17 protein-coding genes and 1 pseudogene are annotated in these 20,931 nt (G+C 68.9%); 4 read left to right on the forward strand and 14 right to left on the reverse strand.

Features of this window, described 5'->3' with window-relative positions:
• The first annotated feature begins 241 nt into the window (after positions 1-241).
• The 3 genes from PMI01_RS14225 (at position 242) to sugE (ending at position 2,077) form a co-directional block, all read left to right on the forward strand.
• Positions 242-772, forward strand: a complete 531-nt coding sequence (locus PMI01_RS14225) for a hypothetical protein (RefSeq protein ID WP_007669875.1) — start codon at positions 242-244, stop codon at positions 770-772.
• A gap of 158 nt (positions 773-930) precedes the next feature.
• Complete coding sequence (locus tag PMI01_RS14230; RefSeq protein ID WP_007669879.1) at positions 931-1,632, forward strand: hypothetical protein; 702 nt, start codon at positions 931-933, stop codon at positions 1,630-1,632.
• 118 nt (positions 1,633-1,750) lie between these two features.
• Positions 1,751-2,077, forward strand: a complete 327-nt coding sequence (gene sugE, locus PMI01_RS27905) for a quaternary ammonium compound efflux SMR transporter SugE (protein WP_007669882.1) — start codon at positions 1,751-1,753, stop codon at positions 2,075-2,077.
• On the opposite strand, the pseudogene mdoH reads toward sugE, so the two are convergent.
• The 13 genes and pseudogenes from mdoH to PMI01_RS26475 all read right to left on the reverse strand — a co-directional run.
• Positions 2,071-3,894: pseudogene (mdoH, locus tag PMI01_RS14240) on the reverse strand (glucans biosynthesis glucosyltransferase MdoH); the annotation flags it as partial. The gene sugE and the pseudogene mdoH sit on opposite strands and share 7 nt — an antisense overlap.
• A 241-nt stretch (positions 3,895-4,135) precedes the next feature.
• Positions 4,136-4,885, reverse strand: a complete 750-nt coding sequence (locus tag PMI01_RS14245; protein ID WP_007669889.1) for an alpha/beta fold hydrolase — start codon at positions 4,883-4,885, stop codon at positions 4,136-4,138.
• A gap of 44 nt (positions 4,886-4,929) precedes the next feature.
• Positions 4,930-6,486 carry an alpha/beta hydrolase gene (locus PMI01_RS14250; RefSeq protein WP_007669892.1) on the reverse strand — a complete coding sequence of 519 codons (1,557 nt, stop codon included), beginning with the start codon at positions 6,484-6,486 and terminating at the stop codon, positions 4,930-4,932.
• A gap of 30 nt (positions 6,487-6,516) precedes the next feature.
• Positions 6,517-7,026 carry an RNA pyrophosphohydrolase gene (locus tag PMI01_RS14255; RefSeq protein ID WP_007669896.1) on the reverse strand — a complete coding sequence of 170 codons (510 nt, stop codon included), beginning with the start codon at positions 7,024-7,026 and terminating at the stop codon, positions 6,517-6,519.
• Entirely contained in the window at positions 7,023-8,210 is a 1,188-nt protein-coding gene (locus PMI01_RS14260; RefSeq protein ID WP_007669898.1) for a divergent polysaccharide deacetylase family protein, read from the reverse strand. The genes PMI01_RS14255 and PMI01_RS14260 overlap by 4 nt, the downstream gene beginning before the upstream one ends.
• Positions 8,211-8,334: 124 nt before the next feature.
• A complete protein-coding gene (locus PMI01_RS14265; protein WP_007669900.1) occupies positions 8,335-10,044 on the reverse strand; it encodes a calcium-binding protein in 1,710 nt (569 codons plus the stop codon).
• Between the two features lie 189 nt (positions 10,045-10,233).
• Positions 10,234-11,622 (reverse strand): S41 family peptidase, encoded by a 1,389-nt coding sequence (locus PMI01_RS14270; protein ID WP_007669904.1) that lies wholly within the window; start codon positions 11,620-11,622, stop codon positions 10,234-10,236.
• Positions 11,623-11,734: 112 nt separating this feature from the next.
• Positions 11,735-12,793 (reverse strand): murein hydrolase activator EnvC family protein, encoded by a 1,059-nt coding sequence (locus PMI01_RS14275; RefSeq protein ID WP_007669905.1) that lies wholly within the window; start codon positions 12,791-12,793, stop codon positions 11,735-11,737.
• Positions 12,794-12,837: 44 nt separating this feature from the next.
• Positions 12,838-13,302: a 23S rRNA (pseudouridine(1915)-N(3))-methyltransferase RlmH gene (gene rlmH / locus PMI01_RS14280; protein WP_007669907.1), complete on the reverse strand. Its 465-nt coding sequence runs from the start codon at positions 13,300-13,302 to the stop codon at positions 12,838-12,840.
• A 61-nt stretch (positions 13,303-13,363) separates the two neighbouring features.
• Entirely contained in the window at positions 13,364-13,792 is a 429-nt protein-coding gene (gene rsfS / locus PMI01_RS14285; RefSeq protein ID WP_162136393.1) for a ribosome silencing factor, read from the reverse strand.
• A gap of 266 nt (positions 13,793-14,058) precedes the next feature.
• The gene (locus PMI01_RS14290; RefSeq protein ID WP_035036263.1) at positions 14,059-14,712 is read right to left on the reverse strand and encodes a nicotinate-nucleotide adenylyltransferase; all 654 of its coding nucleotides are present in this window, start codon (positions 14,710-14,712) and stop codon (positions 14,059-14,061) included.
• Positions 14,678-15,952: a glutamate-5-semialdehyde dehydrogenase gene (locus PMI01_RS14295; protein ID WP_007669912.1), complete on the reverse strand. Its 1,275-nt coding sequence runs from the start codon at positions 15,950-15,952 to the stop codon at positions 14,678-14,680. Before PMI01_RS14295 ends, PMI01_RS14290 begins: the two co-directional genes overlap by 35 nt.
• A 114-nt stretch (positions 15,953-16,066) precedes the next feature.
• Positions 16,067-17,554 (reverse strand): toll/interleukin-1 receptor domain-containing protein, encoded by a 1,488-nt coding sequence (locus PMI01_RS26475; RefSeq protein WP_157223781.1) that lies wholly within the window; start codon positions 17,552-17,554, stop codon positions 16,067-16,069.
• Between the two features lie 582 nt (positions 17,555-18,136).
• Here PMI01_RS26475 and PMI01_RS14300 point away from each other — a divergent pair.
• A complete protein-coding gene (locus PMI01_RS14300) occupies positions 18,137-20,455 on the forward strand; it encodes a GH92 family glycosyl hydrolase (RefSeq protein ID WP_007669917.1) in 2,319 nt (772 codons plus the stop codon).
• A 10-nt stretch (positions 20,456-20,465) separates the two neighbouring features.
• On the opposite strand, the gene PMI01_RS14305 is transcribed toward PMI01_RS14300, so the two are convergent.
• Complete coding sequence (locus PMI01_RS14305; RefSeq protein WP_007669922.1) at positions 20,466-20,879, reverse strand: GFA family protein; 414 nt, start codon at positions 20,877-20,879, stop codon at positions 20,466-20,468.
• Between the last annotated feature and the right edge of the window lie 52 nt (positions 20,880-20,931).

Consider the following 20,931-nt stretch of genomic DNA (forward strand, 5'->3'; position numbering starts at 1 on the left):
ACCTCTCACCCTCCCACCGCCTGCGGCGGCGGGCCCCTCCCTCTCTCAAAGAGAGAGGGGTTCCGTGTGCGCGGCCTTCATCAGAAGCGGGCGCTTCAGACGTCCACCTTCCGCCCCGAACGGACCCTCGCCGGGTTCGCTTCCAGTATGGACGAGGGGAAATCTCGGATAACGATGTTTTCCTTTCGCCGATTGCGTCTAACCTCCGCCCCGCGCCGCTCCGGCGCCCGGGGGAAATGCGATGCGGATTGCGGCCACCATCCTCACTACGGCGGCCCTGCTCGCCGCCAGCGCGGCCCAGGCCGTCCCGACCTACCGCCAGGAGGTCGTCGATGTCTTCAAGCAGGTCTGCCTGCCGGCCGGGACCAACGCGGCGGCGGTGGGCGTCGCCGCCGCCAAGCTGGGGTGGAAGCCGGCTCCGGCCTCGATCAAGGCGATGTGGTCGGGACCGGCCACCAAGGTCTGGGTGTCGCCGTCCAACGCCCGGCTCTACCTGGCCCAGGCGCCGCAGGACGGTTTCTGCCAGGTCGGCTATTACGACGGCGCCCAGCCGGCCACCGGCGATCCCGCCGCCTTCTCCACCCTGCTGCGCAACATCATGATCCATGCCGGCATCGCGGTCGGCGCGGGTTTCGTGAAGACCGCCGAGGACAGTCAGCTGATCCAGAAGGGGACCTATGTCTCGCCCGCCTATCCCGGGCTGAAGATGTATGTCGTGGTCGCCAACTTCCCGAACGCGGCCAATTTCCTGCTGAGCACCAGCAAGCCGTGACCGCCCGGATTTCGCCCCTGAGGCGTCACGCCGCACCCGTGGGACGAGAAAATTACACTTGTGACCCAATCTCCGCCTCATTCAGGCGCCATAAGGGTTGCGAGGGATCGCTCGTCGGTTTTAATGCCGACCTCTTGCCTAGTGGGGATATCTCGACAATGCGCTTTGCGCTCGCCACCCTGATCGCCCTCGGCGCGGTCTCCACCGCCGTCGCCCAGGAGCAGACCGCTCCGGCTCCGACGGCCGCTCCCGCCGCGCCGATGCAAACGCCGGCGGCTCCGGCCCAGGCTCCGATCGGCGGCGCGCCCGCCGACCAGGCCGCGCCCCCGGTGGCCGCGCCGCCCGCCGGCACGGAGCCGGCCTATGTCGAGCCCGTCCGTCCGCCGCCGACGACCGACCCGATCTCGCTGCAGCTGCTGAGCGTGCTGGACAAGGTCTGCAAGCCGGCCGTGGTCGGCGGCGACTTCCCCGCCCTGGCCAAGGGCGCGGGCATGAAGAAGAAGAAAGAGCAGTGGGTGCTGGATATCGGCAAGCCCTACTCGATCGCCATCGACAATCCCGGCTCCAACAAGAACGTCTGCACCGTAACCATCCAGTACGGCCAGACCGTCGAGCAGGCCCAGGCCCTGGCCAGCGCCCTGCACGACTGGGCGACCTGGGAAAACAAGCCGCAGCTGCGCCTGATCCGCAACGACCAGACCATCGCCAGCGACTTCAAGCGCTTCACCGTCTCGTGGGACGACGCCTGGGCCGATGGCCATGCGGGCCTGGTGTACATGCGCCTGAAGAAGCTGGACGACACCTCGGTCGGCAAGAACTACGAGCAGGCCCGCGTGCTCTACAGCACCACCAGCCGCTAAAACCGGGCCCGGAGGCTTGCCCTCCGGTTCATGGACGCTATCTAGGGAAGGCGCGGGGACGACCCCGCGCCTTTTCGTGTTTCCGGGGACGACCCCGCTCTAGTTTAGGGAGCAGGTCATGGCCTGGATCATCCTCACCGTCGCCGGCCTTTTCGAAATCGGCTGGGCCGTGGGTCTCAAATACACCGAGGGCTTCACCCGTCCGGTCCCCACCATCCTGACCGGCGTCAGCCTGCTCGCGAGCATGGCCCTGCTGGGCTGGGCGATCAAAACCCTGCCGCTGGGCACCGCCTATGCGGTCTGGACCGGGATCGGGGCCGTGGGCACCGCCATCGTCGGCATCCTGGTGTTCAAGGAGCCGGCCACGGCGGCGCGGCTGGTCTGCCTGGCGCTGATCGTCTCGGGCATATTGGGCCTGAAGCTGTTCACCCCGGTCGCCCACTGAGCCGGGGCGGTCTCGCCGGGCGTCAGCAGCAGGCCGGCGTCCCGCAGGCGCAGGCCGCGCGAGATGCTGGCCGTCCACCAGGCCAGGAACGGGGCGGCGACCAGGCTGGTCGCCGCCACCGCCAGCCACGGCGACAGGCCCGCGCCCAGGACGGGACCCAGCGCCGCCAGGGCCACGCCGACCAGCATCTCGGGCCCGTGGAACACCAGGGCGGTGCGCCCGCTCAGCCGGCCTTCGTCGCGCTGCTGGGCGGCCCATCCGGAATCCCGGCCCAGGATCACCGCCAGCAGGGCGCGGCTGTGGGCGGCCATGATCACCGGCGCGGTCAGGGTCGAGGCCAGGGTCTCCAGCCCGACGCTGGCCAGGGCCCGCCCGGCCCCGCCGAACGCCTCGGCCCGCCCCTGGCGCAGCATCAGGGCGTAGGACAGCAGCTTGGGCAGCAGCACGAAGGCCAGGCTGACGGCCAGCACCGCGGCCCCGGCCAGCGGATAGCCGCCGCCGCCCGGGTTCGGGGCCGACAGCAGGGCCCCGGTGACCACCAGGGCGATCCACAGCGGGGCGAGGGCGTAGGACAGCACCCCGCGCGCCAGGTGCAGGCGGCTGACCGGGTGCAGGCCCCGGGCGCCGAGGACGCCCAGGTGCTGCAGGTTGCCCTGGCACCAGCGGCGGTCGCGGACCAGGTGGTCGATCAGGGTCGGCGGGCTTTCCTCGAAACTGCCGCCCAGGGCCGGGACCAGCCGCACGCCCCAGCCGGCCCGCCGCAGGAAGGCGGCCTCGACGAAGTCGTGGCTCATGATGTGGCCGCCGAAGGGTTTCTTTCCTCTTAGGTGTGGCAGTCCGCTGGACTGCGCGAACGCCTCGACCCGCAGGATGGCGTTGTGGCCCCAATAGTTGCCGTCGGTCCCGCTCCACCAGGCCACGCCCCAGGCGGCCAGCGGGCCGTACAGGGTGTTGGCGAACTGCTCCAGCCGTCCAAACAGCGTACGGCGGCCGATGATCGTCGGGGCGGTCTGGATCAGGCCCAGGGCCGGGTCGCGCTGCAGGGCGGCCGCCAGCCGCCACAGGGTCTCGCCGTCCATCAGGCTGTCGGCGTCCAGCACCACCATGTGGTCATAGGCCCCGCCGTGGGCCCGGACCCAGTCGGCGATGTTGCCGGCCTTGCGGTCGATGTTCTCGGGGCGGTGGCGGTAATAGGTCCGAGGCCCGGACCCGCCGCGCCGGAACGCGGCGAAGCCCCGGCGTTCGGCGTCCAGCACCGGCGCGCGGCGGCTGTCGCTGAGCACGACGATGTCGAAGAACGGCGTCAGGCCCAGGGCGTCCAGCCCGCTCCGCATCGCCGCCAGCCGGGCGAAGAACGGGCCGCAGTCCTCGTGGTAGATCGGGGCCAGCAGGGCGGTGCGGGTGTGCAGGCGGGGCAGGGGGCCTTGGGCCACCGTCCGCTCCCAGGTCTGTCCCTGGCCGGACAGCCACAGGCCGCCCAGGCAGGCGGCGAAGGAAAAGGCCATCCAGCCGAACAGCACCAGGATCAGGCCGACATGGATGATCTCCAGGGGAACCAGTCCATCCCGGGCCATGGCCGAGGCCACGGCGAAGACGGCCAGGCCGGTGCTGAGCGCGCAGAAGGTCGCCAGCGCCGCCCGCCGCCGGCCCAGGCCGGGCGCGTGGGCGAAGCGCCGGGGTTCGGCGGCGCGGTGCAGCGGCTGATCGGGCATGTCGAGCGGCGCGGCGGGCGGCGCCCAGTCGTCGCTATCGGCCACGTCGCGGAATGAACGCGCCTCGACCCCGAGTTGCTGTAGTGAACTGGTATTGGCGCGCATGGAAATCCCTTCAGCGCCGAAACACCTCCGATCATCCAAGGTTCCGAAATGCGATAACCTTTATTCGCTCAGTGACACCAAGGTTAATTTTTGAGCAACACCGCGTCGAATACTGTCTAAAATTGATCGGCCCGCCGCGTATATGTCGGAAACTGGCCGTGAAGCGGCCACATTCGATCCACGTCAAATCGCGGCGCGATCGGCCACGCCTTCGATGCACGGATATTGTTGAATCGCGCGGTCAGGCGGCCGCGCGGTTCTCCTGGGCGATGAAGTCCAGGCAGGCCTCGGCGACCGCTTCCCAGCCCGGCTCGCCCGGCAGCCAGTGGCTCATCTGCGGGAACACCTGGCAGGCTCCGCCCAGGCGCGCGGCGGTCTGGCGGACGGTGGCGGGCGGATGGATGACGTCCTTGCCGCCGGCCAGGGCCAGGGTCGGCACGCCGGTCGGGCCGGCGCCGGTGGTCATGAACGGGTCCAGCCACCAGTTCAGCGTCTCCCACAGCGCCCGGCCGCTTTCGGCGGTCATCTGGGCGTAGAGGGCCTTGCGCTGGTCACGCGGCAGGCGGTCCAGGGTGTAGCTTTCCACCACCCCGTAGTCGGGTGCGACGGCCTGCAGCCAGTAGGGGCCCAGGGCGTAGAGGCTGACCGCCGAGGCGGCCTCCTCCAGGCTCGAGCCGCTGACGCCCCAGGGCGGCGAGGGGGCCAGCAGGACCAGCCGCGAAACCGGGGCGCGGGCCGCCGCCATCTGGGCCACCAGCCCGCCCATCGAGTGACCGATCAGGATCGGCGGCTCGTCGCAGGCCTCGCACAGGGCGGCGATCTGCTTGGCGTAGTCGACCATCGAGCGGCCGGCCACCAGGGCGCCGTCGCCGTGGCCGATCAGGTTGGGGGTCTGGACGTCGTGGCCGGCGGCCTCGAAGGGCCGCCGAAAGGCGTCGAAGGTCCAGCCGCCGCAGAAGGCGCCATGCACCATGATCACTGGAGTCGCCACGCACGCCTCACCAACAGACTCGGCGAAGACGCCGCGCTTTCAGCCTACACGCTCTTCTTGGGCGCGGGGGAAGATTTGGCGGTCGACTTCGTCGTGGGGGTCTTGGCCGGAGCTTTGGCGGGCGCCGGCGCCTTGGCGACGACAGGCTTGGCGGTCGCGGCGGGTTTGGCCTTGGCGACCGGCGCGGGCTTCGCCTTGGCCGCCGGAGCGGCCTTGGCGGCGGGCGCGGCCTTCGACTTGGCGACTGCCACGGGCTTGGCCGCCGCCTGGGGCGCGACGGTCTTGGCCGGAGCAGCTGCGGGCTTGGCGACGGGCTTCGGCTTGGCCGCCGCGGCCGGAGCCGGTGCGGGGGCGGCCTTCACGACCTTCGCCGCCGATGCGGCCTTGGGGGCGGCCTTGGCGGCAGCAGCCGGCTTGGTCTTCGCTGGGGTCTTCACCGTCGCCGGGGCCGGCGTCGCGGCCTTGGCGGCGGGGGCCTTGGGCGCGGGCGCGGCCTTCGCGGCCGGCTTGGCGACGGGCTTGGCCTTGGTCACGGGCTTCGCGGCCGTTGGAGCCTTGGCGACTGGCGCGGCGGCCTTGGCGGGGGTGGCGGTTTTAGCGGGGGCCTTCGCCGGAGCCTTGGCCGCCGGAACCGCCGCCGGAGCGGCCTTCACGGGCGCGGGCTTGGCCTTGGGCGCCGCCTTGGCCTTGGCGGCGGGCTTCGCGGCGGGAACGGCGGCAGGCGCGGCGACCGGGGTCACGGGGACCGCCGGCTCGGCGGCTTCGGACTTGGCAGCTTCGGGCTTTTCGGCCGGCGCGGCCTTGATCACCGGCGCCTGGGCGCTCAGGCCCTTGGCGTCCAGCCAGGTCTTCACCTCGGCCAGGATCTCGGCGCTGCCGGGTTCGTCGATCAGCCAGTGGGCGTTGTTGGGATATTCCCGGAACTCGGCCCCGGCGTACTTCTTGCCGACCAGCCGGACGTCCTCGATCGGCGTGGTACGGTCGCGGGCCCCAGCCAGGACCAGCACCGGCACGGTGACCTTGGCGGCGTCGACATGCACCGTCCTGTTGGGGTCGCGGTCGGGATAGGCCAGGTCCGACAGGGCCCGGCCGGAATCGTGCACCGTGGTGGCGAAGATCGCGTCGTGGCGCGCGGCGGGGGTCTGGTTGAGCACGCCCCACTTGAAGCCGGTCTTCCAGATCTTCACCGCCTTGGTCTCCGGCTTGGCGGTGGCGGCGATGTTGAGGAAGGTGAACACCGGCGAGAGCTTGGGTTTGCCGCGCGCGTCGGCCGGCGAGGCGGGGGCGAACAGCACGATGCCCGAGGCCAGGCCGGCCTCGGCCAGCTTCTGGGCGATCATCCCGCCCATCGAGTGGCCGAACACCAGCGGCCTGGAGCCGTCGCGCCTGGCGATCGACCGGGCCAGGTCGCTCATCTCGGCGACATAGTCGGACAGGCTCTTGCCGGCCAGGCCGGCCGGGGGCGGGCCCACGGTGCGCAGGGCGGCCTGGATGGTCGGGGTCTCGACCGCGTAGCCGGCGGCCGTGAAGCTGGCCGCCACGGGCTTCCAGCTATCGCCCGCGGCGCCGAAGCCGTGGATCATCAGAATGGTCTTGGTCATGCCGCCTGCCCTCCAGCCGCGGCACGGTTTTTACCCGCCGCGCGCGTACCCACCGAACGCGGAGACGACCTGTTCGTACACCACGCGTTTGAAGGGTACGATCAATTCGGGCGTCTCGTCGAGCACGGCCCATTTCCAGGCGTCGAACTCGACCTCGCCATGGGCCTCCAGATCGATCTCGGACTCGTCGCCGGTGAAGCGGAAGGCGAACCACGCCTGCTTCTGGCCCTTGAATCCGCGCGCCTTCTTCGAGCCGGCGAAGTCGGCGGGGAAGTCGTAGATCAGCCAGCCCGGGGTGCGGTCCAGATAGGCGGCCGAGGTGACGCCGGTCTCTTCGGCCAGCTCGCGGCGGGCCGCGTCGAGCAGCTCTTCGCCGTCGTCGACCCCGCCTTGCGGGAACTGCCAGTTGTAGGGCGGGGGCTGCCGGTGGCGCTTGCCCAGCCAGACGCGGCCGTCCGGATGGAACAGCACGACGCCGACATTGGGACGGTAGTCGGGGTAGCTGTCTTGAGGGTGTGGAGAGGTTGGGCTGGCGCTCATCGCCTGGCCATGGACGAGGCGGGCGCCAACTGCAAGCCCCTGGCCGACAGGCCCGTGGCCCAGGTCCGCACCTGGCTGATGGTCACCGGATAGGCGAAGCCCGAGCCCAGGGCCTGGCCGCGCCCGGCGGCGCCGGCCTCCAGCATCTTCAGCTGGCCGTCGATCGCGCCGGCCGACAGTTCGTCGTCGATGATCCGGTCGGCCGAGGCGCGCGGGATCGGGCCGCCGCGCAAGGACGCCTGGCCGTCGTCGATGAAGGCCAGCCCCCGCGACTTCAGCGCCATGGTGAAGGTGTTCATGGCCAGGTCGTTGGTGACGAAGCGCGAGCCCAGATAGTTGGTCAGGCCGAAATAGCCGGTGGCGCGCGACATCAGCCACTCCAGCTTGCGCACGGTGTCTTCCGGCCGGTTGGCGGTGATCAGGGTGTAGGGGCCCGGGTCGTTGGCCGGATAGTCGACCGGCTCCATCGGGGCCTCGAGCAGCACCTCGTGGCCGTTGGCGCGGGCCAGGTCGATCCAGCCTTGCAGGCCCTCGGCATAGGGCGCGAACGACAGGGTGATCTCGGGCGGCAGGGTCTCGATGGCGGCGCGGGTGGTCTGGGGGTTCAGGCCCAGGCCGCCGATCACCAGGGCGACGCGCGGACGGCCGTCGGCGGTGAACGGCCGGGCATAGGCCTGGGCGGCGTTGCGGCCGTCGGGGGCGATCACCGGCAGCGGGCCGCCGCCGGGGCCCGGGGCGTAGAGGCCGGCGATGGGCGCCTGGGGCAGCGGGCCGCCGACCTGAGCGGCCGGCGGCGGGGCGGCGATCTCGCCGGGCAGGGCGAGGGCGGCCTCGTCCACGGGGCCGGCGAACGGCTGGGCCGACAGGTCCAGCGCGCCGGGGGTCAGCGGGGCCTCGCGGTCGGCTTCGTCGGTCAGGGCCTGCAGCCAGCCGTCGGGAGCGTTGCGGGTGGCCCCGATCTTGGTCAGCTCGACCCGCACCAGGGGCGAGCCCTTGTTGGGGTCGCCAGTCAGCAGGATCAGGGCGCTCAGGCTGAGCAGGAACAGCAAGGCCGCGGCGCTGGCCCCGACATAGGGATTGGCCGCCGCCGCCAGCACGCGGGCGCGCAGGTCGCCGACGTCCCCACGACCCAGTGCGGGCGCGGCGGCGCTATAGGCGGGCTTGCGGGAGAACGACACGGCCATGGGCGGACGCTAGCCGGCAAGCGCCGAATATATGGTTAATGAGGGGTGCGGCGGAACGCGCGGAGACATGTTCTCGCCGGGCGCGGGCGTTTCCGCTCCGCCCCCGGCGAGAGGCCTTGCGCCGCTAGAGCAGGAAGTCGCCCAGCGACAGCGACGGGGTGCCGTTCAACTGGATCAGCATGTCGTTGACGGTGTCGTGGTTGACGTCGATGAACACGTAGGTCGAGCCGCTGGAAGTCAGCCAGTTGATGTCCGACGCGCCCAGGTGCAGCGCCGAGACGTCGAGTTTTTCGACACCCTGCTGGAAGTCGAAGATCGAGTCCGGATTGGCCACGGTGCTGTCGCTGGCCGCCTCGTAGATGAAGCGGTCGGTTCCCGCGCCCCCGGCCAGCCAGTCGCCCGCGCCGCCGCCCTTGATGGTGTCGTTGAGGGCGCTGGCGACCAGGACGTTGAACGTCGCGTCGCCCACCATGTTGACGGTGGTCACGCCGGCGCCGAGCACGAGATTGGAGCCCTGGATCGGGGCCGTCGAGCCGATTTGCAGATAGTCGCCGCCGACCGCGTTCGAGAAGAGGAAGGTCCCTCCTCCGGAGCTGACCAGGGAGACGTTGGTGATCGCGGTCACGGCGGAGAGGTCGATGCGGTCCACGCCGCTGTCGAAGTCGTGGATGATGTCGTAACCGCTCGCGGTCGAGTCCAGGAGGGTGTTGTGGTAGGCGAAAGTGTCGGCCCCGGCCCCGCCCCACAGGGCGTCCGCGCCGAGACCGCCATAGATGAGGTCGGCGCCGTCGTCGCCGTACAGCGCGTCGGCGCCGCCAATCCCGTCGAGGATGTCGTCCCCCCCGCGTCCGTGGATCGTGTCGTTGCCGTCCGCGCTGTAGTTCAGGCCGGCCAGCGGGTCTCCCAAAATGTGGTTCTTGCCGTCGGTCCCGTAGAGGCTGTCGCCCCAGTTCGAGCCGGAGAGGCTCACGTCGACGGTGTTGTTGGTCGTGCTGGTGATGGCGCCGCCGCCGACCGTCTTATAGGTGTCGCCCTCTGCGTCGCCGGTGTTCAGGCTGGCGTTCAGCAGGTCGACGACGATGCCGCCGGTGTGCGGGTCGTTTTCGTAGTCGATCCAGTTGCCCCGGGCGCCGAGGATGATGGTGTCGGCGCCGCCCTCGGGGATGAAGGTGTCGTAGGGCAGGGAACCGTCGGGCATCATGTGCAGAAGGGTCGTGGCGCCGACGAGCGTGTCGGCCCCCGTGGCGCTGCCGAGATGGTAGCCCGCCGAAGGGTCGCCGATCAGCAAGTGGCCGACGCCGTCGTCGATGCTGTAGAGCGTGTCGCCATAGACGCTGCCTTCAATGGTCTGGATATCAACCCAAGTGTCGTAGGCGGCGGCGCCGGTCTTGGGCGCCGAGGAATCGACGGAGAAGGTCACGGCGCTCGAAGCGAAGGCGTAGGATAGCGTGTTTCCCTGCGGGTTCAGGGCCGTGCTTTCGGGACGGCCCCCGCCATCGAAGTGATTAATCTCTGTAGTCTCGACGCCCGAGTAGAAAACGTCGTTGCCGGCTCCGCCGGTCACCCAGATCTCGTTGATGGTGCTGGCGACGCCGGGGGTCCTGAAGCTGGCGAAGACGCCGCCGTGGTTGGACAGGCGGAAATGATCGATGCCCGTGTAGGTGTCGCCCAGCGCCCACCCCGTCGAACCGCCTCCCAGATGGTTGTAGGTGTCGATGGTCATGGGCGCGCCCGAGATCGGATCGACGTAGGCTGGCGCGTTTTCATAGCTGACTTCGTCGCCCAGGCTGCCGACGAAGGACTCCGCATAGTCGTGCGCGAGAAACTTGACCATTGATTACATCCCACCATTGCTTACGCATCCGGGCCTGGCCGGACAGCCGGACCGCACCGCTCAGCCACCGGCGGGCGTCGAACGGGACGCACGCCGTTCGAGCGATCGCGGATCAATCATAGGATGCTTATGTGGCGGTTCAACCCGCGGGCCTCGACGAGGCTCGCGGGATGACGCCTGGCGGGCGGCCTACTTCTTCTCGACCGGCGCCTTGCCGGCGGCGGCCGCCGCCTTGGCCGTGACCTCGGCGATCTTGGCTTGCGGCTTGGGCAGTTTCGGCACGGACTCGACCGAGCCGGCCTTCAGCACCGCGATGGCGCGTTCCAGCTGGAAGTCGCCCTTCTTCTCGTCGAAGCCCGAGGGCGGGGCCTCGGCCGGGGTGTGGACGCCCTTGCGGGTCTTGCCCTCGTCGGCGTTGAGGGCGTTCTTGAAGCTGGCCTCGCTGAACCACACGCGGTTGGCGATGTCCTGGGCCTGGTCCTTGGTCTGGGCCACTTCCAGGTCGGGCTCGATGCCGGTCTTCTGGATCGAGCGGCCCGACGGCGTGAAGTAGCGGGCCGTGGTCAGCTTCAGGGCCCCGTCGGCCCCGCCGCGCAGCGGGATCACGGTCTGCACCGAACCCTTGCCGAAGCTGGTGATGCCCACCAGCTCGGCGCGGTGGCGGTCCTGCAGGGCGCCGGCGACGATTTCGGCCGCCGAGGCCGAGCCCTGGTTGATCAGCACCACCACCGGCAGGCCGTTCAGCAGGTCGCCCGGCTTGGCGTTGTAGCGCTGGATGTCGCGCGGGTCGCGGCCGCGCTGGCTGACCACCTCGCCGCCGTCCAGGAACACGTCCGAGACGCCCACGGCCTGGTCGAGCAGGCCGCCGGGGTTGTTGCGCAGGTCGAAGATCAGGCCCTTCATCTGCGGGTTCTTGGTCCGCAGGTCGGTGATCGCCGTGGTCAGGGCGTCGGTGGCCTTCTCGTTGAAGCCGGGCAGGCGGACATAGCCGTAGTCGCCTTCCATGCGGGCGATGGCGGCCTTGGGCTTGATCACCTCGCGGATCAGCTTGACGTCATAGGGGTCGGTCTTGTCGCGGGCGATGGTCAGGGTGACGGCCTCGCCGGCCGCGCCGCGCATCTGCTTGACCGCCTCGTTGACCGTCAGGCCCAGCACCGACTGGCCGTTGACCGCGGTGATGTAGTCGCCGGCCTGGATGCCGGCCCGCGAGGCGGGGGTGCCGTCCATCGGCGAGATCACCTTGACGACGCCGTCCTCGCTGGTCACCTCGATGCCCAGGCCGCCGTACTCGCCGCGGGTGGTGTCCTGCATGTCCTCGAAGCTGTCGGGCGACAGGTAGCCGGAATGCGGGTCCAGGCTGGTCAGCATGCCGTCCAACGCCGCCTCGATCAGCTTCTTGTTGTCGACCTCGGAGACGTACTGGGTGTCGACCGTCTGCAGCACGTCGCCGAACAGTTCGAGCATCTTGTAGGTCTGGGTCTTGGTCGAGCTGGTCGCCTGGGCGATGGGGCTGACATAGGCCATGGCCCCCGCGCCGAGGACGAAAGCCGAAACACTGATGAGCAGGTACTTGCGCATGTGGCCTGGAAGGCTCCCTGACGGCGCTTCCGCGCCGCGTTAAAACTTATCTGACCGCCTAACTGCGGCGGACCCTTGTTCATTTGACGGCCATCATCGCTGAAAAAGCCGTTTATCGCGACCCTTGCTTGAGCCAACGCTCGGGATCGACGGAAGCGCCGTCCTCCCGGACTTCAAAATAGAGCTCTGGCTCCGAAGAACCATGCTCGGCCATCCGACCAACCGTCGCACCCGGTGCGACAGATTGTCCGGGGGCGACCGAAACCTGGTCCATTCCAGCCAGAACCAGATGGTAGGCGCCCTGGGCGCGCAGGATCAAGACCACACCCCAACCGTTGAGTGGTCCGGCGTATTCGACCGTCGCGGCGGCGGGACTGGCGACGACGTGACCCTTTTCCGTGCGGATCGACACCCCGGACGCCCGCCCGCCGGCCGGCATGACCTCGCCGAACCGGTGGCTGAAGGGGCCGGGGGTCGGGGACCGCAGCGTCAAGGGCCCGGTGACCGGCCTGGGCGCCAGGCTGTCGGTCAGGGCGCCCAGGGTGCGCTGCTCCTGGTCTCCGGTCATCGCCTCCTGAGCGTAGGCGCGCTCCAGCGCGGTCTTTTCGACGATCATCCGCTCCAGCTCACCTTTGCGGTCGGCGACCAGGCTCTCGGCGGTGAACAGCTCCTCCGAGGCGGCGGCGGCCTCGCGGCGCAGGGCCGAGACGGCGCGGGCCTGGCGGGCGTAGCCGTCGGCGCGGGCCTGCAGCTCGGGGGTCATGGCGCGGATCAGGATGGCGGCCCGCACCGCGTCGCGGGCGTCGCCGGGGCTGACCAGCAGGGCGGGCGGCGGATCGCGCCGGAAGAGCTGCAGGGCGCTGAGCAGGCGCGACAGCTGCCCGCGATCGCGGCCCAGCTCGCCGACCAGGGCCGATTCGCGCTGGTGCAGGGCCTCGAGCCGGGCGCGCTTGGCGGCGACGTCGTCGCCGGCCACCAGGCGCTTCTGGCCCAGGGCGTCCAGTTCGCCGCGCAGGTCGGCGATCTCGCGGCGGGTGTCGGCGGCGGCCTGCTGGTCCTTCATTTTCTGGCTTGAGGGGGCCCGCTGGCCGATCTGGGCCGCGACGAGGCCGCCGGCGCCCAGCAGGGCGGCCAGGAGGCTGGCGGTGATCAGGGCGACGCGGCGCGACATGCTTCGATCAATGCCCCGATTGATTTGCCGCCACAACGTCCGTTTCAGTCGCGGTGATAGGGCGAGCCCGCCAGGATGGTGACGGCGCGATAGACCTGCTCGGCCAGCATGGCCCGGGCCAGGGCGTGCGGCCAGGTCTGGGGCCCGAAGGCCATGGTCTCGTGGGCCGCGGCCAGGATCGAGGGGTCCAGCCCGTCGGCCCCGCCGATCAGGAACACCACCCGCCGGGTCCCGTCGTCGCGCAGCCGGCCGACATGCTCGGCGAAGGCCCGGCTGGGCCGCACCTTGCCGTGCTCGTCGCAGGCGATGACATGGGCGCCCTCCAGGTGCGGGCGCAGCACCTCGGCCTCGGCGGCCTTGCCCGGCTTCCTGGCTTCGACCTCGACGATCTCGACCGGGCCCAGCGCCAGGGCGCGGCCGGACGCCGTGGCCCGGGACGCATAGTCCACGGCCAGCTGCGCCTCGACCATGCGGCCGAGCTTTCCGACGGTGAGGAGGGTGATCTTCATCGCACGTCCAAGCAGGGCGCGGCTTGGGTCCCCCGGACGAGCCGGGGGATGACGAAGCGGATTAGTTCGACGCCATCCGATGCGGCGCGTCGACGGCCCAGATCTTCTCGATGTTGTAGAACGAGCGGACTTCCGGGCGGAACAGGTGGACCACCACGTCGCCGGCGTCGATCAGCACCCAGTCGCAATGCGGCAGGCCCTCGACCCGGGCCTTGCCGAAGCCCTGCTCTTTCAGAGCGCGGATGATGTGGTCGGCCAGGGCCCCGACGTGACGGTGCGAACGGCCCGACGCCACGATCAGGCTGTCGGCCACCGAACTCTTGTCCTTCAGGTCGATGTAGACCACGTCCTGGGCCTTGTCGTCGTCCAGGCGAGTGAGGATCAGGCGCTCCAGCGCCTTGATGCTTGTGTCCAGGGCGGTGCCCTGGTCCGAAGAGGTGACGGGGGAAGCCGTCCCCTCGTGCGCACTTGGCGCGGGGTCGCTACGCAGCGGAAATGCTCCTTGATGGGTTCGCGCAATAGCTCCCATAGCATGGATGAGTCGAAATGATGAGGGGGAACGTCGTCGCGGGGGATTTGGGGGTTCCAAATCCTTCTCCCCTTGCGGGAGAAGGTGTCAGCGAAGCTGACGGATGAGGGGTCGCGCCGACGCAGAACGCCGCGACCGGTCGTTCGCCAATTGCGGCGTTTCTGGTCTTCGACCCCTCACCCGACCCCGCTTCGCGGGGCCACCCTCTCCCGCAAGGGGAGAGGGACCTAAACCTTCGTCTGCCGCCCGCGCAGCGCCGTCGACGAGGCGAAGTTCAGCGGGCCGGTCAGGTAGACCCAGGCCGGGGCGGTGGCGTCGGCCAGGATCGAGGCGGCGCTGGCCGGCCAGCGGGCCCAGGCGAAGCGGCGGGCGGCGGGCGAGGTGCGGGCCTTCAGCGCCGCCCACGGCCGCGAGATCACCGCCACCGGCACCTCGCGCATGATCTGGGTCCAGCCGCGCCAGCGGTGGAAGGTGGCCAGGCTGTCGGCCCCCATCACCCAGACGAACTTGACCCCCGGATAGCGGGCCTTCAGCACCCGCAGGGTGTCGATGGTGTATTGCGAGCCCAGCCGCGTCTCGGCGTCGGAGACGATCATGCCGCTGCCGCGCGCCCAGCGCCGGGCCTGCGCGATCCGCTCGGCCAGGGGCCGGGTCTCGTGCGCCGACTTCAGCGGGTTCTGCGGCGAGACCAGCCAGATCACCCGGTCCAGCTCCAGCCGGCGCAGGGCGGTTTCGGCCACGTGGGCGTGGCCCTCGTGCGCCGGGTTGAAGCTGCCGCCGAACAGGCCCACGCGCATGCCCGGTTCCAGATGGAAGCCCAGGCGTTGCGCGGCGGGTCTGCCAGCTTCAGGGACGAGTCTGGCCGGTCCCGCGAACCACATACTTGAACGTCGTCAGTTGCTCGGCCCCGACCGGGCCGCGGGCATGGAGTTTGTCGGTGGCGATGCCGATCTCGGCCCCGAAGCCGAACTCGCCGCCGTCGGCGAACTGGGTCGAGGCGTTGACCAGCACGATGGCGCTGTCGACCAGGGCGATGAACCGCTCGGCCGCCGCCGTGTCCTCGGTGAGGATGGCGTCGGTGTGGCCCGAGCCGTAGGCGGCGATATGGGCGGCCGCGCCCTCGACGCCGTCGACCACGGCCACCGAAATGATCGGGGCCAGGTATTCGGTGGTCCAGTCGGCCTCGACGGCGGGCTTCATGGTCGGTTCGATCGACAGGGCCAGGGCGTCGCCGCGCAGCTCGCAGCCGGCCTTGATCAGGGCGTCGGCGATCGGCGGCAGCAGGGCCTTGGCCCCCGCGCGATCGACCAGCAGGGTCTCGGCCGAGCCGCAGACCGACACCCGCCGCATCTTGGCGTTCAGCACGACCTCGACGGCCTTCTTCGGGTCGGCGGCGGCGTGGACGAAGACGTGGTTGAGGCCTTCCAGGTGTCCCAGCACCGCGACCCGCGCCTCCTGCTGGACCCGCGCGACCAGGCTCTTGCCGCCCCGGGGGATGATCAGGTCGATCGTGCGGTCCAGGCCCGAGAGGATGGCGCCGACCGCGTCGCGGTCCGGGGTCCGGACGATCTGCACGGCGTCGGTCGAGATCCCGGCGGCCTTCAGGCCCTTGGCGATGGCGGCGTGGATGGCGAGGTTGGAATGGATGCACTCCGAGCCGCCGCGCAGGATCACCGCATTGCCCGAGCGCACGCACAGCGCCGCCGCGTCGGCGGTGACGTTGGGCCGGCTCTCGAAGATCATGGCGATGACGCCGATCGGGGTGCGGACCCGGGCGATGTCCAGGCCGTTGGGTCGGGTCCAGCGGGCGGTCTCGACGCCGATCGGGTCGGGGATGGCGGCCACGGCCTCGACGCCGGCGGCGACGCCTTCCAGGCGTTCGGCGTTCAGCATCAGCCGCTCGACCATCGGCGCGGTCAGGCCGCCGGCCCCGGCCTTGTCCAGGTCGCGGGCGTTGGCGGCCAGGATCAGGGCGGCGTCGGCGCGGATGGCGGCGGCCATGGCGGTGAGGGCGGCGGTGCGCTGGTCTGGCGTGGCCACGCGCAGGGCCTGCGCCCCTTGCCGAGCCGCCTGCCCCATCGCCGTCATCGTCGCCTGCAAGCCCATGCCCGCGTCGTCCATCGCTTCATCCGATCCCGGATATGCTCAGAGTGAGGCTTACCTAGGCGCTTTGGGGCGTGGGGGGAATGGGGAAAGGGTGGAGGGGGTGTTAGCGGGGCTGGGGGTATAACCGACCTATGGAACGACGCCGAGATGCGCGACGTTCGCCAGATAGTTGAGAGGTAACCCCCAAGAGCCGAACATTTGAGAATGGCTTGTGCTGAGCGCGGCCACACGCTCCTTCAACGTCTCCACGTTTGAGACGCTAAGTGCTGGTGCTAAACGCATAAAATACGCTGATGATTCTGCGCGTGCGAAAATCGGAAATGGCGCAAAGCGGTCGGTCGCATAGACCAGAGAGTAAGGGTACCAATTATTGGTAGTAGCTTGTCCCGTTGAGCGAAGGAAAAGCACAAGATCGGCTTGCATCAATGCCTCAAAGCTGGGGATGCTTCCTTTAGGGTAAGCTTCCTTGAGCAAATCGGCATCGACGCTGAGTCGATTCAGTTTTAGGCGTTGGTTTCGATGGTGCAAAGATTGAGCGTACTGGCGGAACACGGAGAAATCGGTGGTTGCTGGGCGATTCCCGCCGCCTTCATACTCCTGAACCAGGTAGGATTTTCTGAGTGCTGATTCTACGAGATCGAACCGCTCTTCCTCCAGAGCCAATGCAATCGTGATGAGAAAGGCGTCATGCGCAATCACCTTGAATGCGTCGAACTGATGGGTATTCCATCGCGTTATTTCAGGGTCTCGATACATCAAGGTCCCGAGCTGCTCGTTCACAGCTAAAATACGGTCCCAGACTCGCGCATCCTCTCCGAACCTAACAGCCGAGCCGACTAGTTCCGCCCATTGATGAAGATAAGGACGCATCGCTGCGATCGCTTGGACAATCGTCTCATCAAGTGGTTCGTCCTCTGACGCATGTGGGGCCAACGCGCGCATTTCCGAGTAGAGCGCTTGCCCATATTCGCGGATAAGCCCAGCGGCGCTATTGGATCCAAGCCGTACTGCTTCCATGGCCCGCCGTGCCCGAGACTGAGTGGCCGTGGCAATTGGCGTGACGTTCAAGATCGACTCAGGCACAGCGCCGAGCTTCGGTTTTAAGTGCTGCGGTCGATCGACTAGCCAGCGTAACAACTGTTCATAGCTATCTTCAAATTTATCGGCGGAGCGGAAGTCGAAATAGATTCGTCCTTTATAGAAGACCGGAACGTGGGCGTTGCCCTCATCGTCCTCATCGGTCATGAGCGCCGCAAATTTGTCCTGGGCTCCCTTCCCGTAGAGCTCAGGCGAAATGATTTGGCTTTCAGTTCCAACACCGCCCGAACGGCTATTGGCCTTTTCAACGTAGGTCTTGTCGCAGACCATCATGACTTTGGTGACCGTTTTGTCGGTCACCATAGACTCCATGAACTGGTAGGAGTCGTGACCGGGTTTGAGGTCCCATTTGTCTAGGATTACATCGACGCCATCCTCACGTAGGCGGGATGCCAACTGGATCACCCACGCCTCATGTGTCGGCGAGGACCAGGAATAGGATGTAAAAGCGCGAACTGAGGTTGCGGCGGACTGTTCTTGCATAAAGGCATCAATGCCGGGATGCTCAACCAGAGGCAAGCCTATCGATCCACTAACGGGCAGCGAACCGTATGTCGATGCTCCCGCCCTTAGCGGATTCGGAATGTCAGCTTGTCGGACTACCCATCCGCCTCGGATGCGGCCACGCCTTAAAGCCTTGGTGGATCGGAGCTCTGGCGTCTGGCCGTGTCAAGGACGGCGCGTCGCGCCGCCGCGGCGCGGCCGCCGGAGGCGGTCCTTGACACGGCCAGACGCCAGAGCAGGCTCGCCATCAAGGTTTTAAGGCGCGGCCTCGCCGTGGGCGGGCGGATGGGGAAGGGGCGCTCTCTTGAACCCTCTCCCAGCGGGAGAGGGAGGGGCCCGCGCTGAAAGCGTGGGAGGGTGAGGGATTACGCCCTCACCGATTTCACGCGAACGCCCTGCCGGCGCGCCGTCGGACTCACCACCCCCTCACCCTCCCATTGCTCCGCAATGGGCCCCTCCCTCTCCCCATGGGAGAGGGTTCAAGAGCGTCGATGCTCGGCGGGCGGTGCGTCGAGCTTTAAGAAACCAACCTTCCTAAATCGGATGACGCCCGGCCCCTTCCCCCGCTAGGCTCCGCCAAAGTCGGAGGAGAATCCCATGCGTCTTGGACTGGTGCTGGCCGCGATCGCGTCGCTGGCCGTCTCTCCCGCCTCGGCCCAGACCACGGCCTACGACGCCGTCGACCCCTTCATCGGCACCGGCGGCGATGGCCACACCTTCCCCGGGGCCGTGGCCCCGTTCGGCATGGTGCAGCTGTCGCCCGACACCGACATCCTGCCGTTCAAGCAGAGCTACGCCCGGGCCGCCGGCTATCGCCGCGACGACCCGACCATCCTCGGCTTCTCGCACACCCACTTCTCCGGCTCGGGCCATTCCGACCTCGGCGACATCCTGCTGGCCCCGGTCAGCGGCGAGGCGAAACTGGAGCCCGGCGAGGCCGACAAGCCGGGCTCCGGCTACCGCTCGCGGTTCAGCCACGACGGCGAGGTGGCCCAGCCCGGCTACTACGCCGTGACCCTGACCGACAGCCAAGTGCGGGCCGAGCTGACCGCCGGCCTTCGCACCGGCATGCACCGCTACGCCTACGCCCAGGGCGCGCGGGCCCAGGTGCTGCTGGACCTGCGCACCTCGATCTACAATTACCCGGGCAAGGTCAGCTGGTCGCGCATCCGCGTCGCGCCGGACGGCACGGTCACCGGCATGCGCGAGACCCGCGGCTGGGCCCCCGGCCGCCAGCTGTATTTCGCCCTCCGCTTCGACCGGCCGATGGTCGGCAAGGCGCTGTACAACAAGGAAGACGCCGTCCCCTACAAGGGCTTCGCCCAGCCCGGCCGCACGGCCTTCGACCGCGCCCAGATGGAGGGCCGGGCCCTGGTCGGGGTGTTCGACTTCGGCGTGATCGACGGGCCGCTGGTGGCCAAGGTGGCGCTGTCGTCGGTCAGCGAGGACAACGCCGTCCTCAACCTGGCCAGCGACGAGCCGGGCTTCGACTTCGACGGCCTGCGGGCCCGCTCGAAGACCGCCTGGGAGCAGGCCCTGGGCGCGGTCGAGATCGACGCCCCGGCCCCGATGCGCAAGACGGTCTACACCGCGCTCTACCACACCCTGCTGGCCCCCAGCGTGTTCTCCGACGTCGACGGCCGCTATCGCGGGCCCGACAACGAAGTGCACACCGCCAAGGACTTCACCTTCCACTCGACCTTCTCGCTGTGGGACACCTTCCGCGCCGAGCACCCGCTGCTGACCCTGGTCCAGCCGGAAAAGCGCAACAGCGACATCGTCAATTCGCTGATCGCCTCGCAACAGGAGAGCCCCTACGGGATCCTGCCGGTCTGGCAGTTCCACGGCCAGGAGACCTGGACGATGATCGGCTACCACGCCGTGCCGGTGATCGCCGACGCCTACCTCAAGGGCGTCCGGGGCTTCGACGAGACGGCGGCGCTGGACGCCATGGTCAAGAGCGCCACCTACGCCCCCTATGGCGGCCTCGGCGACTACATGACCCTGGGCTATGTGCCGATCGACAAGGAGCCGGAGGCGGCCTCCAAGACCGTCGAATACGCCTATGACGACTGGACCATCGCCCGCATGGCCAAGGCCATGGGCCGGGACGACGTCGCGGCGACCTTCGAGAAGCGGGCCGGGAACTGGCGCAACAGCTTCGATGCGAAGACCGGCTTTCTGCGGGCCCGCAAGAGCGACGGGACCTTCCGCACGCCCTTCGACCCGACGGCGATCAACTACGGCAGCGACTACACCGAGGGCAACGCCTGGCAATATTCGTGGTTCGCGCCGCAGGACCTGGGCGGGCTGGTGGGGGCGATGGGCGGCGACGCGGCGACCGTCCGCAAGCTGGACGCCATGTTCGACTTCGACAATTCCAAGCTCGACTATTCCCACGCCGAGGACATCGCCGGCCTGATCGGCCAGTACATCCACGGCAACGAGCCCAGCCACCACGTGGCCTACATGTACGTCTATGCCGGCCAGCCCTGGCGCACCCAGGCGCGGCTGACCCAGATCGTCGGCAGCCAGTACAAGCCCACCCCGGACGGCCTGGCCGGCAACGACGACCTGGGCCAGATGTCGGCCTGGCTGGTGTTCACGGCGCTGGGTTTCTATCCCGTGGCCCCGGGCTCGAACGAATATGTCATCGGCCGGCCGTTCCTGGAGCGGGCGGTGCTGAACCTGCCGAACGGCAAGCGCTTCACGGTGAAGGCGCAAGGGCTGTCGGACGCGCGGCCCTATGTCGGGGCGATCACCCTGAACGGCAGACCCCTGACCCGCGGCTTCGTCCGCGACGCCGAGATCCGGGCCGGCGGCGAGCTGGTGTTCACGATGAGCGCGACGCCGAACAAGACCTGGGCGACGGGGGCCAAGGATCGGCCGATGTCGATGACGGGGTACGGGCGGTAGGGGGCGGTCCTCAATCCGGGGGCAGCTCGGCGAACTGCGGGAGACCGTCGGAGATGATGTGCCAGGGGGCTTTCGAGCCGACGAAGATGTGCGCGGTGGGTCGGATCGTCGGCGTATCGTTCAACGTGCCCAGGGTGACGTGGACATAGGCGCCGTCGCGCACCCGCGAATAGAGCAGCGAGCCGCAGACGCCGCAGTGGGCGTCATGGCTCGCGCCGTCGCCGTATCGCATCATCCGGTCCTGTCCGCGGACGATCGAGAGCCGGCCGGCCGCGATCCCGGCGAAGGGCTTGAACGCCGAGCCCGTGGCCCGCCTGCAGCCCGAGCAATGGCAGTTCAGGGCGTATTCGAAGGCGTCCGCGACCTCATAGGCCACCGCGCGGCAGTAGCATTCGCCGCGTAGCTGAGCGGGTTCCGTGGCCATGGCAGCGCCTCGTGTCTCTCGAGAGGGTGGTCGCCTGTTCTAACCCTCTCCC

This window comes from Caulobacter sp. AP07 (assembly GCF_000281955.1).
Classification (GTDB): Bacteria; Pseudomonadota; Alphaproteobacteria; order Caulobacterales; family Caulobacteraceae; genus Caulobacter.